Annotated in this window: 10 protein-coding genes; 3 read left to right on the top strand and 7 right to left on the bottom strand. The window is 43.3% G+C overall.

What is annotated here, in order from left to right:
* Positions 1-53: 53 nt before the first annotated feature.
* From D2V05_RS06005 to D2V05_RS05995, 3 genes are all read left to right on the top strand, one after another.
* Complete coding sequence (locus tag D2V05_RS06005) at positions 54-329, top strand: transposase (RefSeq protein WP_072882405.1); 276 nt, start codon at positions 54-56, stop codon at positions 327-329.
* Positions 330-352: 23 nt separating this feature from the next.
* On the top strand, positions 353-1171 hold the full coding sequence (locus tag D2V05_RS06000; RefSeq protein ID WP_119645567.1) for an IS3 family transposase: 819 nt from the start codon (positions 353-355) through the stop codon (positions 1169-1171).
* Between the two features lie 156 nt (positions 1172-1327).
* Entirely contained in the window at positions 1328-2086 is a 759-nt protein-coding gene (locus D2V05_RS05995) for a GntR family transcriptional regulator (protein ID WP_072879472.1), read from the top strand.
* 4 nt (positions 2087-2090) lie between these two features.
* Here the strand turns inward: D2V05_RS05995 and D2V05_RS05990 are convergent, their stop codons facing one another.
* From D2V05_RS05990 to D2V05_RS05960, 7 genes are all read right to left on the bottom strand, one after another.
* Positions 2091-3314 carry a DUF4185 domain-containing protein gene (locus tag D2V05_RS05990; protein ID WP_083569649.1) on the bottom strand — a complete coding sequence of 408 codons (1224 nt, stop codon included), beginning with the start codon at positions 3312-3314 and terminating at the stop codon, positions 2091-2093.
* A gap of 27 nt (positions 3315-3341) precedes the next feature.
* Positions 3342-4529, bottom strand: coding sequence for a DUF4185 domain-containing protein (locus tag D2V05_RS05985; RefSeq protein WP_072879468.1), 1188 nt, complete (start codon positions 4527-4529; stop codon positions 3342-3344).
* Positions 4519-6444 carry a sialate O-acetylesterase gene (locus D2V05_RS05980; protein WP_178340533.1) on the bottom strand — a complete coding sequence of 642 codons (1926 nt, stop codon included), beginning with the start codon at positions 6442-6444 and terminating at the stop codon, positions 4519-4521. The genes D2V05_RS05985 and D2V05_RS05980 overlap by 11 nt, the downstream gene beginning before the upstream one ends.
* A gap of 64 nt (positions 6445-6508) precedes the next feature.
* A complete protein-coding gene (locus D2V05_RS05975; RefSeq protein WP_072879464.1) occupies positions 6509-7858 on the bottom strand; it encodes a sugar porter family MFS transporter in 1350 nt (449 codons plus the stop codon).
* Positions 7859-7871: 13 nt separating this feature from the next.
* The gene (locus D2V05_RS05970; RefSeq protein ID WP_119646634.1) at positions 7872-10559 is read right to left on the bottom strand and encodes an ROK family protein; all 2688 of its coding nucleotides are present in this window, start codon (positions 10557-10559) and stop codon (positions 7872-7874) included.
* A 6-nt stretch (positions 10560-10565) separates the two neighbouring features.
* On the bottom strand, positions 10566-14060 hold the full coding sequence (locus D2V05_RS05965) for a VCBS repeat-containing protein (protein WP_072879459.1): 3495 nt from the start codon (positions 14058-14060) through the stop codon (positions 10566-10568).
* Between the two features lie 44 nt (positions 14061-14104).
* Positions 14105-16882 carry a GH92 family glycosyl hydrolase gene (locus D2V05_RS05960; protein WP_083569646.1) on the bottom strand — a complete coding sequence of 926 codons (2778 nt, stop codon included), beginning with the start codon at positions 16880-16882 and terminating at the stop codon, positions 14105-14107.
* Between the last annotated feature and the right edge of the window lies 1 nt (position 16883).

Raw genomic sequence — 16883 nt, 5'->3', positions numbered from 1 at the left:
TGTAGATACCCCAAAAACTAGGGCAGTAAGTTTAATCATTAAATTTACTGAATATGACACGAAGAAAGTTTACCCCGAAGTTCAAGACCAAAGTGGTCCTGGAAGCCTTGAAGGAACGGCATAGCCTTGCCGAACTTGCCCAGAAGTACGAGATACACCCTACCCAGATCAGCGCTTGGAAGCGCGATTTCCTTGATGGGGCCGAGCAGGTGTTCGAATCGGGCAAGAAGGATGCCCGCAGCGAGACCGAAAGGGAGAAGGACAAACTTCTAAAGGCCATAGGCCAGTTGAAGGTCGAGAACGATTTTTTAAAGGACGCCTTGCGCTGAGACCACTCTCCGAACGCAGAAAAATGATACGCAAGGGTCATTCCAAGATGAGCATTGCAAGGCAGTGCAGAACATTGTCGGTCCATCGCTCGGGGCTCTATTACAGGCCAAGGGGCGAGAGCGAACTGAACCTGAGGCTCATGCGCGAGATGGACGAGCATTACCTCCACCATCCCTTCAAAGGGGCCAAGCGGATGCACATCTGGCTGACCAGGGACAGAGGGTACAAGGTGAGCAGGAACCGTATCGAACGGCTCTATTACAAGGTAATGGGCCTCAGGGCCGTCCTTCCGGGAAAACATACCTCCCGAAGGTGCAAGGACCACAGAACGTATCCGTACCTGCTGAGGAACCTGACCGTTGACAGGCCCAATCAGGTCTGGGCCACAGATATTACCTATATCCCCATGCAACAGGGATATCTCTATCTGGTGGCCATCATCGACCTGCACAGCCGCTATGTCCTGAACTGGAGCGTGTCCAATTCCATGGATGCCCAATGGTGCAGGGAAACATTGGAAGAGACCATAGGTGAGCACGGGACACCGGAGATCCTCAATACGGACCAGGGGAGCCAGTTCACTGCCGAGGAGTTTGCCAACTATGTTTTGGGTCAGGGAATACGCCTGAGCATGGACGGCAAGGGAAGGGCCACCGACAATGCCTTTATCGAAAGGCTTTGGAGGAATGTAAAGTATGAGAAAATCTATCTGAACCCTCCAAAGGATGGTATGGAACTCTATCTGTTATTGGCAGAGTACTTTGATTATTACAACCATGAAAGAAGACATCAGTCCATCGACTATGAAAGACCCATCGATCTATTCAAGAGAGCAGCTTGATAATTATATTGGTTTTGTAGAAAAACTGTCCTAAAGATCGGGGTATCTACACAAACAACTAGTTTTAAATTATTCTCTGTATTCAATCATTCCAGTTTGGTCTATCATCTTATCAATATTTTCAAATGTTTGACACAAATTTTATAAGTTTGTTTAATGTCTCAACAAAAGAACATACTTAACCTTAAGTCCCTTAGCATCGATCACGATAGTCCAGTACCCTTGCATCTACAGGTTGAGGAAATCCTTCGTGATATGATAAACGACCCAGATTACCAAAATGGCAAGTTTTTACCTAAGGAAGTTGACCTATCCAAACGACTTGGGATTTCCAGGAATACAATTCGGCAGGCCACCAATAGGTTGGTTCAAGAAAAGCTGTTGATAAGAAAAAAAGGGGTTGGCACCAAAGTAGCAAAAAAGCAGGTCGAAACCAAGCTATCCAATTGGGTTAGTTTTAGCCAAGAAATGCACGCTCAAGGGATTAACTTTAGAAATTACGAAATCAAGGTTTCCCAAATCAAAGTAAGCGCGGAAATTTCGGAACAATTGGAAGTAAAGGAGGGGCATGAACTTTTCAGATTAGAAAGACTTCGTGGTTTGGACAACGGTCCTTTTGTATACTTCGTGAGTTATTTTCACCCAAGAATAGGCATTACAGGAAATGAGGATTTTGAACGTCATCTCTACGATATCTTGGAACATGAATATCATACCATCCCTGTTCTTTCCAGAGAACAAATAAGCGCTATTTTAGCCAATAAATTTCTTGCGGAGAAATTGGGAGTTCCGGTAAATTCGGCCATTCTACAAAGAAAACGGGTAGTCTACGACCCTGGCAATAGACCTATAGAATACAACATAGGTTATTACCGGGCCGATCAATTCACTTATAGTATAGACATTAAACGTTAAGCCACTATTCCAAAGAGATTTCAAGGAACCGTGGTCTGTATAGATTGGGGTCCTTTAAAATATCTGCCCAAAAATCAAATGAATTCACATTATAGCTTGCTAAAAGAGTACCAGGTTTAGATAGGTGCGGGTAAGCCTTGGCGTTATATGTGAAATAGGTTTTATGGGTATCATTCTCAGTGGTCAAATACACTATTTCAGGCTCCTCAAATGGCCCAACGAGGGACTCGCCAATTTGTATGGCCACCTCAGGTCCCATGGTAAAACGTTGGTAGGTCAATACAATTCTGCCATCAGATAAAGGGGATACGCTCATTTCATTGGAAACATCCTTGGCTATCATAATTGCTTCTTCCATTTCTGCCACCCAATCTTGACCGTTCCAAAATTTCCAGTGATCAAACTTTGTCAAATACTCGGGCAATACCCTTGCGACCAACAGGCCCTTGGTACCTTCTTGGTTGGACACCGCATATGTATAGATATGGCCATCGGGGTCCGGAGCTCCCGCTGATTCCGTGTTCACATAAATGGCACTGCCAAATGAAGTTTGGGTTGCTGAATCAAAAAATGGAGTTTCCAATTGGGTATGATCTAAATACGGAGGCGTACTGTTCTTGGGTATTTGCAATAAATTTACGCCAACTTGTTCAAAATTAAAACCTCCTATACCCGTGGTATCTTTTTCCCGAACCGGGTAAGCAAAAACATAAAGGTTTTCGTCTCCCTCTGTGTTTACAAATCCATCTCCCAACCAATAATAATCATGTGGTCTGGAGTTTGGTGTGTTGGGCTTAAAAAGTGCTTTGGCCTGTTGACCCTCGCTTTCTTTCCAATAGAACGTAATATTATCTGCATTTGGTTCTTTGCCTTTCAGGATTCCCACGGAGTTATTGATCATTAAAAAATCTTCCGGCTGTAAGCTTTGCCCATCATGATGGCCAATCATGGTGTCCCCAAAAGTAAAAAGTGTGACCGTGCTATCTGTTGCGGCAACAAATTCTTTGCCATCCATAGGAATTCCAAAAATGCCATCTCCACCAAACCATCCTTCATTTTTAATAAAGAGCTGGCTCCATTTAGGGGATGTTACAGCAACAATAGTCTCTGGTTCTTTATTATTATCCGCTATCGGTGTTTCTTTTGTTTTGTCTTTGCAGCCTATACTCGTCATGACAATTGACAAAATACTTACCCTAATTGTCATTCCATTTATCCAGTTTTTCATATGTTTTTTTTTAAGTCCAGTACTCGTTTACTTATATTTTACTTTTATAAATCTAGGGTGATATATACTCGCGTCTTTTTGAATATCTTCCCAAAAGTTTAGCGTAATTGTATTGTAACTGATCAACAGTTCCCCGGGTTTTGATAAATGATAATGCGCTTTTGCGTTGTACGGGAAAAGTCCTTTTTCCTTGTATTCCGGGCAAGTATACACCTCATGGATTTCACCAAAGGGCCCCACAGGGCTTGTCCCCACACGTATACCTACCTTATCGGAAAGGCCCAAAACCGTAAACGTGAGTAAAAAATTGCCGTCTTCTGTTGGAGTTACGCTGAGTTCGTTGGAAACTGCATTTGTTATTTCCGCGACCTCTTCCTTTTGCACCACCCATTCCCTACCGTTCCAGAAACGCCATTCGTCAACATTTTCAACATTTTCAGGTAGTACCCTTGCGGCTATCAAGGACTTTTGCCGTTCCATGATACCATAGATGTAAACATATCCATCTGGATTTGGTGCATTGGCTTCCTTAGTATTCACGAAAAGTCCGCTACCAAAATATACCCGCCCTTCTGTTGGGTGCACAAACCCTAAATCGGTCGCTATTTGAGTCGATGTTGAGATTCCTTCTTTGGTAGGGTCATCAACTTTCAACAATGTTATGTTGGTCTGTTCAAAATCAAAAACATTGGGACCGGTTTTATGTACATGATAGGCAAATAGGTAGAGCGCATTGTCCTTATGATGGTTTATAAACCCATCCCCCAACCAGAAATACTCATTGGCTTTGGCATTTATATTATTTGGAACAAAATAGGATGTTGGCTTCCCATCACCATCCAAATTGTACTCAAAATCAATGGCCGATTTCTTTGGTTCCAGCCCCTTCATCCATGCGGTAGTATTGTTCACCATAACATTACCGGGTTTTGGCACATTGTTTACAACCTCTCCTACATAGGTGTCGCTAAAAATAAAGAGGGTCTCTTTTTCTCCGTCTCCTTGATTTTCCACACCATCTAAAGGAATGGTAAATATCCCATCTGCCCCAAACCAACCCGAGGTACGCTCCATTAACTCTGTCCATTCGGGGGCCGGCGCTGCCTGAAAGTCATATGAACCGATATCCTGCACCGACTTTTCTTGCGCCGAAATCCGATTAGTGGACAACAATAATACAATTAGAAAGCTTCCTATTTTATATTTAAAATGCATGGGAATCGTATTGATATGTTTTCTTGGAAGTGCCCAACTCAAAACTATCGGTTCGGAAAGGAAACGCGGGCAGTCCTTCTGCATTTGTCAAGTCCAATTGTCCGGGATTATCAGACCAAGCGTACCTTACATACTTTGGATTTTTGATATTTTCATGGTACACCTTTACCGTGTTCGTAGTTACCAACTCTGCTTTGGCCCATTTGAACTCGCCATTCTTCCCAGCTATGGCAAAGCCCCTTAAATAGCCATACTTGTCCTTACTAACCAATTTACCTCCATGGGTCTCAAACTCGACCAAAATGGATGTATCGTTTAGACTATGGGATTTGTAAACAGGGCCTTTTTTAAGTATGTCCCCATAATTGTAATGTTTGGCCAACAATGCCAATCTTCTTCCTACTTCTTTTTTATTATAAGGGTGGATGTCATTGGCCTCACCAATATCTATGGCAGTAACAATGTCAACATTTTCCAAAGCAGTAGCTTTCATTTGGGACTCGCGGAGTTCTGCCCAGTTACTATTTGTAGGTGTTTTATCCTCTTGTCGGTAATTGGCCAATTGAACTACCAAAAAAGACATTTTGGGATGGTTCCATTTTTCTCGCCAATCTTGGATCATAGCTGGCAGCAAAGAACCATATTCCACTGCTCTGGACGCATTGGATTCTCCTTGATACCAAATTACCCCTGCTATGGGCAATTTATGTAAGGGAGCTATACTGGCATTGTACAAGAGCATAGGGTGCGAGAATGGACTGCCATTGGACACTTCAGGTTGCGGAAACCGATTACTGTCTATACTCACTCCTTTTTTGTACTTCCAAGTTCCGTTGAGGATGGAATTGCCCCAAAAGGCATTGGTGTAGATTCCTCCCTTTCCGCCAACATCAAAAACACGTACGGTGAGTATATTTCCCTTTTCCCGAAGAATATCTTTGGATGCGGAATAATTCCTGAAATTGCTTTTTCCAAAAGACTCCCCTATCTGTACCCCATTGACCCATACCCTATCATAATCATCAATTTGGTTGAGAACAATATTGAAATCACTCTTTAATTGGTCAGCATCCAAATCAAAAGTGCGCTTGAACCAAATGCTCCCATCGTGTGACCCATATCCAAAATCAGACCAAAAAGCGGGCAAGGTACATTCTTCCCAATCCGAATAGTCATACCCTTGCTCGTACCACTTTTCTTCTATCCCGGGTCCTTTCAAGTAATATTTGTCATCCCATTTTTTTCTGAACTTCTTAAACTCCGAATCCAAGGTTTCAAAACTTTTATTGATTTTGGTTACTTTTCCAGTGACCTCATCAAACTGAGGAAAGGTTTTAAGAACATCCATCCCCATCCATGTCTCAATGGCCGTGGCCCCAAGATTACTGCTAACCAGTCCAATAGGAATGTCTTTCTCCTTGACCAATTCTTTTCCGAAAAAATATCCGACGGCACTGAAGTTTCTAGCCGTTTCCTTGGTCACTTCCTGCCAAATTGCATTGGACACTTTTTCCCTAGGGAGATAATCCCGGTCTACCCACACAGAGCAAAGCCTAAGATTGGGGACATCATAATCATTATCCGCGGTTTCGGTGTAATTTAGCATATTGGGCGTATACTGCATATTGGATTGCCCTGCACAAAGCCAAAGATCACCAACCAACAGGTTTTCCAAGACCAGTTTTTCCCCATTTCCTTCTTCAATCTCCAGAATAAAAGGTCCTCCATGGGGCATTGGATCTAATGTCACCTTCCAGGCTCCACTTTTATTGGATTTGACCCTATGGATTTGTCCACCGATGGAGACGGTCAATCCGGCTTTTGGTTTGGCTGTTCCCGTAATGGGAATATTTACATTACGAGGCAATACCATATTGGATGAAAAAACTGGCGGTAATTCTATTTGCCCACACATCAACATGGGTATAAGTAAGAGAATTGACCACATTAGCTTTGAGCATGTTCTTATCATAATAGCTTTATTTTTTCCAACCCATTTCAATTTCTTCCAAGGTCTTGCCCTTGGTCTCAGGAATCATTTTATATGTGAATACCCATAGGAAAATGGCATTGACCATAAACAACCAAAATGTAAAGGAAGGTCCTAGGTCGCTCAATAAAACGGGGGTGAATTGTGATATTAGCATAACCCCTATCCATAGTACCATTACACATATGGACATGGCCACCCCGCGCACTTTTGTTGGAAAAATTTCCGAAATCAACACCCATGGGATAGGCCCTAAGGAAGATGCAAAACAAGCTACAAAACCCAATATGAAAATGAGCAGCCATGGTCCTTGAAGAGCATCAAATCGATATAAGCCCCCAATGACCAACAAACATATTATCATACCCGTTATTCCCCATAACAATAGTTTTCTTCTCCCTGCTTTATCTATGTATTTAATGGCTACAAAGGTGAATATGGAGTTTATCACGCCAATAAGAACCGTTTGCATAAGGGCAGAGTCCACCCCAAAACCAGCAGATTTCAATATTTCCGGAGCGTAATACATAATGGCATTTATACCGGTAATCTGTGAAAAAAGTGCAAGGACAATCCCAATAATGATCGCGGTCCTGAATCCCTTTTCGAACAATTCCGACAATTTGCCCTTTTCCTGTTGAAGGGCCGTCTTTATTTCTTGATGGACTTTTTGTGCTTCTTCCTTCGGATTCAATCTTTCCAAGATTTGAAGTGCAACTGCATTGTTTCCATTTTTGGAGAGCCACCTTGGACTTTCGGGCACGAAAAACAAGGCCACCAAAAACAATATGGCCGGTATAGCCTCTGATCCCAGCATATAACGCCATCCGTATTCAATATTCCAAGCTTCGTCGCCTGATTGCGACACTAAATAATTGCAGAAATACACTATGATAATTCCCAAAACGATTCCCAACTGGTACAGAGAGACCAAAGAACCTCTTTTTTCCGCCGGTGAAATCTCCGAAATATACAAAGGTGAAAGCATGGAAGCCGCACCAACTCCTACACCTCCAATGATCCTTGCAATCACCAAAAGTGTGAAACTTGGTGCCAACAAACAACCAACGGCAGACAGGGCAAATAGCAACGCTGTGATGATCAAGGCCTTTTTACGGCCAATCCTATCGGCTGTATACCCAGCTGTCAAGGCTCCAATAACACAGCCCACAATGGCACTGGACACTGCCCACCCTTTTAGTGAAGGGGTCAGGGAAAACTTCGTTTCCATAAAACCGATAGCTCCGGAGATCACAGCAGTGTCATATCCGAACAAAAATCCGCCCAGGGCCCCAATGGCCGTAATCTTTAAAAGGTAATTGTTTTTTTGTGCTTCCATGCTCTACTGTTGATTATAGGCCCGTTTTACTAATCTCCGGTTTTACATTGGATTGGACCACTTTGGCAGTTCCTGTACCCAAATTTTTGATGGTATAACTACCCGCGGCAGCTGGAACCACAAATGTCTCCGCATAGTGCACATCCATACTTCTTCCATTGGCCATAACATTGATTTTGGTGCCTTCCACTAAATTAAGGATATGACACTGCCCATTGGTCGATACGGTCATTTCACTATCTAGTTCATATCTATGGATTTCGTAAAAATGCTTAGGGTGTGTAGGCAGCTTAATCATTTTCCAGTCATCACCAGACTGCAACACCTCTGGTTTGGAGATATACTCCGCTTGCACCTTATCTCCCTGACATTCCATATTGAGGTTTTCCACACCACGCTTTATGTTCAACGGCCTTGGTTTTCCATCCAAATCCATTCGCATCCAATCGTACATCTTAAATGTAAAGATGTAAGGTGTACTACTGATTTCCAAAACCAAGTTACCAATTCCGGAACAATGTACCGTTCCGTTTGGTATAAGGAAGAGGTCGTGTTTTTTTGCCTCAAAGGTTTGGACATAATCCTCAACTGGCATAGGTTTTGCTTCACTATGACTCTGTTCCAAGGCATTGCGGAATTCTTCTTTTTGAACGCCTTCGTTGAACCCTAAATAGACTTTCGCTCCTGGTTCCGCATCCAATATGTAATAGGTTTCATCCTGAGTGAAAGTATGTCCAAAATTTTCTCGCATATACGCAACCGTGGGATGACATTGTAGGGATAGATTTTGTCCATTAACCGTATCCAAGTAATCAAATCGAATAGGGAATTCGGTACCAAAAATACTTGCAGCTTCACCCAAAATAGCCTGATTGTCGTGGAACATCAAAAAATCAAAGGATACTTCCAGCCTCACTCCATTTTTAGAGATTACAATTCCATTTTCCGGGGCGATCAACTCAAAGGACCATGCATAATTAGGAACGTCTTGGGCCAACTCACCAAATCTCTCCTTCATCCAATCGCCTCCCCAAATTCCAGGGGAAAACCAAGGTCTTGGTCTAAAGGCATGTGATGCCATTTCTTGTAGTCCCTTCCTCAAGGTATCGCCGTCACACCAAGTAATGTCACTCCCAAACTGTCCATCAACAACAAAATCAATATCCTTTAAAAGTTGTTGCTTGTGTTTATTGAGTACCTGCCAATCAATAAAGTACATTCGTTTGTACTGTTGTTTGTTATCCTCAACCATGACATTGCCCAAATTGGCAACTTGTCCAGCTCTGGAACGGAACTGTATTTCGTTCTTGGGTACATCTATATAGATAATGGTCCCTTTCTGCCCACTTAAGGCCGCCCCTGGTCCATAAAAAACATTTAGTATTCCCTCCATTGGCTGGATTGAGTTTAGCTTCTGGTTATCAAAGAAATCTTTAAGGTTACCTGAATAGATTTTACCAAAAACTGGGTCATCCCCGCCCAAAAATGGTTCTACCATTTTTTCAATGCTCTCGACATCCTTATATGCCGAGGCCATATCATAAGTGACATGTTCAACATTCCTTTTTTGAAGGGCAGCGGTAAGTTGCCCCATAAACTCCTCCCAGTAGGCTCCCATATAACCATCTATGAGAATACATCCTTCTTTGGGAAGTTCATCAACAAGGTTTTCAACACCCATGGAAACGGTCCCTGTTGCAATCTCAAAAGAGGGGTACACCGTATAGCCTTCATCTTTTCTAGACTCATCTGCTCGCATTGGCATCACATACTGCTCCGTTTTTCTTTTTGTGCTCAATTTATTCTGTTTAATGGTTAAATGAATGACGGCACCTACTATGGCCGCGTTGGCCGTGCCTTTTGTAATTCGAATATTTTTGGGGGTCGCAAAACACGTTTCGAATGCGTTGTTGAACAAGTGATAACTTTTTGAGATACTGCCGCCAATAACAAGGGCATCGGGTTTGAACGAGCCAGAAAGTGAACACATCACTTCTCCCAAATGTTGTCCATATTGTTCAAAAATGTCTCTTGCTTTTTCAGAGGTTTCCGCACGGTCTGCTATTTGTTTCACATTGTCCACGGACTCTCCAAAAGTTTTGAAAAAAGTATCCAAAAACCATTGGGTAGAAATCCAGTCCTCTACTCTTTTCCCTTTAAAGGGAAGGTTGTAAATATTGCCATCCTCGGGTATATCATCGCTATTTGTAACCACTTTTCCATCGACCACAAATCCTGACCCAATTCCCGTGCCCAGCGTTACCCCTAGGACTTTACCGCTATGCAAATTATTGGAATAGGTCTCACCAAGTACAAAGCTATCGGCATCATTAAGGAAGGCTATCTGTTCAATAGATTCCAAGGTGTCTTGTAGATGGGACCACAAGAACAGTTTAATATTGACCCCATATAGGGAATCAAATTTATTTAGCCCAAAGATGTATGAAACACCTTGTTCATAATCGAATGGACCGGGTACGGATATTCCAATGCCCTTGATCGGTTTTTGAAAATTTGTAATGGTCTGCTTTATAGCCCGGATCAATTGGTTCAATACAGGCAGGGCCGATAATCCACTATCCACAGGAAAACGCTCTACTGTTCCTGTTAACAAAGACATCGTATCGGCATTAACAACACCCATGGCAAAATGGCTGCCACCTATATCTATACCGAGGTAGTACGTATTTTTATCCTGCATGAAGCTTTAATCTTGATTGGTTTTAAACGCTATTTCGGCATTCTTCGGCAAAACAATCTTTTTGGTGGATTGCGATAAATAACCCGCACCGTTATAGAATTCTATTTTTCTTTTTATTCCGTTTTCTAAAGTGATTATTCCAGACTTCGCATTAGCTGGAATCTCTATTATATTGCCCGACCCTTTCCGGGTTTTATGAACCTGAATACTATCCCTGTTGAGTGAGGACACCAAAAATTCTTTGTCTTGCCCCATAACTTTGACCAAGGCCCTGGCATTCCCGTGTATTAAAAAACCAGTGGCCTTATGGTGCATAGGCACAAAGTTCCCTTTTCCATCCCCTTTTAAAACAAGCCCGAGAAAAGCATCGTTTTGCCCATAACCCACTTCGTAATCATAGAAATTTCCAATGAGGACCGCATCGAGATTGCCATCTTGATCTAAATCAGTAATATTGGTACCCATAACCGGGGCCCATTGAGCTTCCTTTGGTAATTCCTTTAATTTGAATTTACCTTCTCCAAGGTTCTCAACATATATGCTCTTTAGCTGTCTTACTTCTTTCTTAATAGGGTTTTCCTCCATACTGTTCAAAAGAAGGTCCTTGATCTCTAGATCGGCATAGGAACGGTAGTTTTTATATCTACTTTTAATGGAAACCATTTGTTCCGCCAATAAATCCCTGGATGCCAAAGGATAACTTTTAAAGCTTCCTTCAGGACTCAAACTATATTGAGAAATAAGTGGGTCTATCTTCCCATCCCTATCAAAATCGCCTACATATAGCTCCATCGGGTATTCTTCTGTTGCACTATAAACACTGTTCGTCCCATGGTTTCCAATGATGTAATCCGTATCCCCATCATTATCAAAATCGCCGCCATTGATGCTATTCCACCAACCTGTTGAAATGGGTAATTCTATCTTTTCGAAACTTTCTTTTTTATTTAGATAAATAGTTATCGGCATCCACTTTCCAACAACCATAAGATCGGTCCGACCATCATTGTCCACATCCGTCCAAAGTGCCGAGGACACCATGCCCAACTCTTGTTCACCCAATCTGTCTGCAGTTACATCAGAGAATTTGCCTTGATTGTTTTCCAGTATATAACTTTTGGGCGACACTCCATAACTTCCAGGAACCACCATTCCCCCAACAAAAAGATCAAGGTCTCCATCCTGATCATAGTCCGAAGCAACTACACAGCTTCCGCTTGTATTCATATTGGGCAAAGCGTCAATGGACAAGGATAAATTTCCTTGACCATCATTTAAATACAATCTATCCTGATAATATCCCGGTTTCATCAATGAAAACTCAGACCCCCCACTAACCACGTAGAGATCATTATCACCATCATTGTCCGCATCAAACCATAAACTGCCAACATCTTCGTGTTCAGCATCCATCCCCAAAGTATTGGCGATAAATTTCCCGTCCATGGTTTGTATATGCAGTTGACCGGGAAAGCCATGTGAACCCCCTATAAAAATATCATCCAGACCATCCCCATTGGCATCTGCCACCGCAAGTGAGGGCCCACTAGTAGAGAATTTCTGTGGAATAAGTGGTTCTATATCAAAATCTGAAAATGGAATTTCTTGGTGTTCAAACTGGAGTAACCCATCCACCTTTGCAAAAATTTGCCCCTCTTCTATATCCCTTTTTGGCAAGACTGTTTCGGTAGCATCGGTATATCGAAGTGTTGCGATGGAGTCCATGACTGAATTGCCATAAGATTTTCTCTTTCCATCTGGCCAAACTACCACAAGACTGTCCTTTCTTTTATGCTCTTGAAAGGCAAAATACAGTGAAGGCGCCACACTGGATTGAAATCCACGAGTAGTATAGTTTTCCAAAAATTGAACACTGCCATCTGCATATGCCCATACTTTCGCCCCTATCCCATTTGGATTGGTTTGTGGACCTTTAAAATTTAATTTTAACCCATTACGTCTTTCATTTCCTTTATGGGACGATGTGTTTTCCAGTACACTTGCTTTTTCATTAATGTTATTGGTAACAATGTCCAAATCGCCATCATTGTCCAGGTCTGCGTACACCGCACCATTTGAAAATCCTAGCGACCCTGGTGCCCATTTTAATGATGTATCTTCAAAATTCAGGCTTCCATTGTTCTTGTAAAAGTAGTTTTGGAGTGGGACCTCTGGTAGTTTATTGATACTGGCCAAATATATACTGTCCGCTTCCTCTCGGGTCCTAAATTTGAACTGTTTCCTCCTATATACGATAAAATCCAGATCGGTCATATCTTTCAAGTAGCCCGTGGTAATGAACATATCCTTTAGACCGTCACCATTATAATCCGCCATTAGCCCTCCCCAGCTCCAGTCGGTACTGCTAATCCCCATAAGTTGGCCCACCTCACTGAACGGGGCATGCTTGCCATTGTTCAATTGAAAGGTGTTTCTCATGTATTGGGGTTGATACCCCAAACTTTTACTGAATTCAAATAAGTTATAATTGGGTTTGTTCAGCATTAGCTTTCTGCGGCGATTATCCGACGGCAACATGTCCAACACCAAAATATCGGTAAGGCCATCGTTGTTGATATCCGCAATATCATTACCCATGCCATTATGGCTTTGGTGACTGAGAAACTCCTTGGATCTGTCCTTAAAAGTTCCGTCCCCTTGGTTGATATATAGGATATCATTGGAAATAAAATCGTTGGACACGTAAATATCCGGATACCCATCTTGATTAAGGTCGCTTATCCCTACCCCAAGACCAAACCCTTCGATCGTAATACCAGCTTCATCAGAAACATCCGTAAAGACCGGGTGCCCCAATGGACCAACACCATCGTTGCGGTACAGTTTGTCATTGCTTTCGGATTCCCCATTCAGTTTTCGTGGCACAGGATTGTTCATCCCGGTCATTTGGTGCATATGGTTGAGCAGGTACATGTCCAAATCACCATCCTTGTCATAATCCAAAAAAGCGGATTGTGTGGAATACGAAGAATCTGCCAACCCGTATTCCTGAGCCATTTCCTCGAAGGTTCCATCACCTTGGTTGATGTAGAGTAGGTTTTTTCGTTGTTCTGGATCTAAATGTCCAGATCGGGACACATAAATATCCAACCAACCATCTGTATTGATATCCACCATGCTCACTCCAGAAGACCATCCTTTGGACTCCAGACCTGCTTCCTCGGTGATATCCTTGAACCTTAGATTGCCTTGGTTCAGGTATAATTTGTTGGAAACTTGGTTTCCCGTAAAGAAAAGATCATCCCATCCGTCATTGTTGATATCTCCCACTGCAACGCCTCCGCCATTGAAGTAGTAGATGTAGTTGAGGATATTCAAATCGTCATCCAAGGGAAGGTCATTGGAAAAATGGATTCCAGAGACTTTGGCCGCCACTGGCCGGAAGAGATATTCCCCCCGCTTTGTACCCTCTGTGCACGACGCACCCAAAATCAAGAGTACAAAAGACCAAATCCCAGATGTTACAATCCCTTTTTTCATTACATACTCCTTCTGTTAATGGAAGGCTCCTCTATTCTATGCCCTCAATTTTGAATTCCCCAATTGGTATTCGGTTCAGGCCCAAGTTGCAGGATAAGCTCCCCTCCCTTTTGAAAAACATCATGGGTAAACCAAAATGTTTGGAGCGGCTCATTGTTCAACCTTGCCTTTTGGATATAACTGTTCTCTTTACTGTTGTCCAAGGTTTTGATGGTAAACTCTTTTCCTTGGTAATAGGTTGGGTTGAGTTTTATGGTTATCTCGTCAAAAACCGGACTGGTAATTTCATATTTAGGGGTGATGGAATTGTTCCCCGTCAAGCTAAAAAGTCCCATGGACATCAACGCACTTACGCCACTCATCTGGCCTTGGTCCTCATCATGTCCGCCATAGCCTTGGTCCACGGTCGTGGCACCGTAAGCCTGTTCGTTCACCCTTCTCACCCAATATTGTGTAAGCCATGGTTTTTGCACATGATTAAAGACATGGGCGTTGGAACAGCCCGGCTGGTTGGCATAACTGACATATCCATCCGAATATCCAAATACAAAATCCTGGGGAGCTGCTTGCTCAAAAGCAAAGTTGAGTTTGGCCGATAATACATCGTTTCCACCCATAAGCTTAGACAATTCCGTAATACCGTGGGACACCGACCAGGTTCCTTGCCACGCGTTGGACTCTACCCAACCCTGACCGGATAGCAAATCCGTATGAAGCCAATTCCCCGATCGGTCTTTGGGCAATACCAGCTTTAAGTCGGGATGGAACAATTTGGACCACCCTTCAGCTCTTTTTGAGAAATAGGCATGATCCTTTGTCTTCCCCATCTTCTTTGCCATTTGGGAAAGCGACCAATCCTGAAAAGCCCACTCCAGGGTCTTTCCGGCATTATCGGGGCAGTATCCATTGGCCATATAAAACTCAAGGTCCTCTGCGGAATCGCTCATCATGCCACCGGGCATGTGATTGCGTTTCATCACTTGGAAGGCATGTTTTGGATTTGTTTTTGTCATCAAATCCTTCATGTAGGTGCTCACGAGCATATTCGTTGCCGGGTTTCCTGTCATGATATAGGAATATCCGCCTGCTATGGCACCTCTGGGTAACAGCCCTCCATTATCCGCATACTGGACCAAAGAAGCCGAGAAATCATCCAAAATTTCCGGCCAAGCCAACCCCCAAACAATGTTCAGGTTCCATTGGGTGAGCCAAAGCGCATCAAAATTGTACATGTTGAACCTTGACTTGCCATCCTTATCCTTGGGTAGCGTTCTTACTTTCAGGTCGGCTTTTGTGAAGGTTCCTTGGCGCTCTCCCTGGGTATAATCAGGATAATCCCCGCTGACATCGTTCAGAATTCTTCTTCCCAACAAAATGTGCCATAGGTCTGTGTAGAATTTTATCCGTTGTTGTTCTGTTCCTCCCTTGACCTCAATCTTCCCCAACTGCTCTTCCCATATGTTGAAGGCATCTTCCTTATAGCGGTCAAAGTCCCAATGGGGTGCTTCGGTTTGAAGATTTTTACGGGCGTTTTCCACGGAGGTGTACGAAATGGCCACTTTCATCTGAACCTCGTCACCTGCATTTACATCATAGGTAGCAGCAACACCGGTAGTGGGCGCATTCCAATAACTCTGGGTGATTCCAGCAAAAACGACCGAATCCCTACGGGTCATGGTATCTGAGCCTTTTATAGTGGTAATATCGCTGAATCTCTCCTTATCCTTCCATCCTTCCAAGGTCTGGAAAGGTTTATCAAACTGGATAACAAAAAACACTTTGACCTTCTCCGGTCCGCCCCAAAATCTTCCAGCTGAATCAAAGGAGCCTTCCAGTTCATTTTGGCTGACTTTACGGACATCTGCATTGATCATGGTTGAATTTCCCAAATATCCTCCCAAATTGGTCAATATACTGGCCTTGTCCGCTTGGGTATATGTAAAGCGATACAGGGTAGTACGCTTGGTACTGGTCAGTTCTGTCCAGACATGATGTTTCTTTAGATACAAACGTTGATATCCTGGCATGGCCACTTCATCGTCATGACTAAAACTGGATTTCCAACCTTGATCTCCCAAGGTAGGGTCTATATTCCCCAACGTGGGCATGATCTGTATTCCTGAAAGGCACCAACCGTGAATCTGTCCAAAACCCAATACTTCCGTGGAATTGTAACTGTACCCTCCACCGTATTGATTTTTATTGCGGGTCACCGGTGCCGCAGCTACCATTCCCATGGGGTGTGCACCAGGAGTGAAGAAAAAATACCGGCCTTTGGCCGACTCCACAAACGGATTCACCCAATGCAAGGGATTTGTGCTGTCATCGGGTGCTGCGAATACTTCCATTTCGGATAGACCAAGGTTGAGCCCTTCCCCATCGGTGACCTCAAAGCGCACCCATTCCACTGTTTTTGTTGGGAACTCCACTTTCTTGGCATCGCCATTGTTGGGAATGGTGTTTACGCGAATCAGGGAACCATCGCTGAACCTTAAAACCCCTCCAGCAGTGTGCTCCTCCAAACCGGGACGATCATAAATGACAATGCTGTTGATGCTCCGCGGTCTGTCCCAATTCATTTGGAGCCAAGGCAATGTATTGGCTCCCCATGCTTTGCGCTCCCCTATACAGGCCCATTCGCCCTGTCCATCCAGGCGGATCAATCCATCAATCAAATTGGAGGCTTCATTTCCTTCCAACTGGGATGAGACTCTCACAGTGGCTTGCTTGGCAATGTTTTCAGACGCCCAGGCCGAAAAACCACCCAAGGTCATCAACATTATGCAAACTACCTTAAGGGCCTTAAAGAAAGTGTTGTTCATA

The organism is Flagellimonas pelagia (assembly GCF_003584135.1).
Classification (GTDB): Bacteria; Bacteroidota; Bacteroidia; order Flavobacteriales; family Flavobacteriaceae; genus Flagellimonas; species Flagellimonas pelagia.
The sequence above is the reverse complement of the archived record's forward strand: the minus strand, read 5'-3'. Positions and strand labels throughout refer to the sequence as shown.

What these genes read in the sequence shown, in the direction of transcription:
- D2V05_RS05975 (WP_072879464.1), bottom strand. Translation starts at nt 7,858, where the DNA reads ATGGAAGCACAAAAAAACAATTACCTTTTAAAGATTACGGCCATTGGG.
- D2V05_RS06000 (WP_119645567.1), top strand. Translation starts at nt 353, where the DNA reads ATGATACGCAAGGGTCATTCCAAGATGAGCATTGCAAGGCAGTGCAGA.
- D2V05_RS05960 (WP_083569646.1), bottom strand. Translation starts at nt 16,882, where the DNA reads ATGAACAACACTTTCTTTAAGGCCCTTAAGGTAGTTTGCATAATGTTG.
- D2V05_RS05990 (WP_083569649.1), bottom strand. Translation starts at nt 3,314, where the DNA reads ATGAAAAACTGGATAAATGGAATGACAATTAGGGTAAGTATTTTGTCA.
- D2V05_RS05970 (WP_119646634.1), bottom strand. Translation starts at nt 10,559, where the DNA reads ATGCAGGATAAAAATACGTACTACCTCGGTATAGATATAGGTGGCAGC.
- D2V05_RS05980 (WP_178340533.1), bottom strand. Translation starts at nt 6,444, where the DNA reads ATGTGTGGGCAAATAGAATTACCGCCAGTTTTTTCATCCAATATGGTA.
- D2V05_RS05965 (WP_072879459.1), bottom strand. Translation starts at nt 14,060, where the DNA reads ATGAAAAAAGGGATTGTAACATCTGGGATTTGGTCTTTTGTACTCTTG.
- D2V05_RS06005 (WP_072882405.1), top strand. Translation starts at nt 54, where the DNA reads ATGACACGAAGAAAGTTTACCCCGAAGTTCAAGACCAAAGTGGTCCTG.
- D2V05_RS05995 (WP_072879472.1), top strand. Translation starts at nt 1,328, where the DNA reads ATGTCTCAACAAAAGAACATACTTAACCTTAAGTCCCTTAGCATCGAT.
- D2V05_RS05985 (WP_072879468.1), bottom strand. Translation starts at nt 4,529, where the DNA reads ATGCATTTTAAATATAAAATAGGAAGCTTTCTAATTGTATTATTGTTG.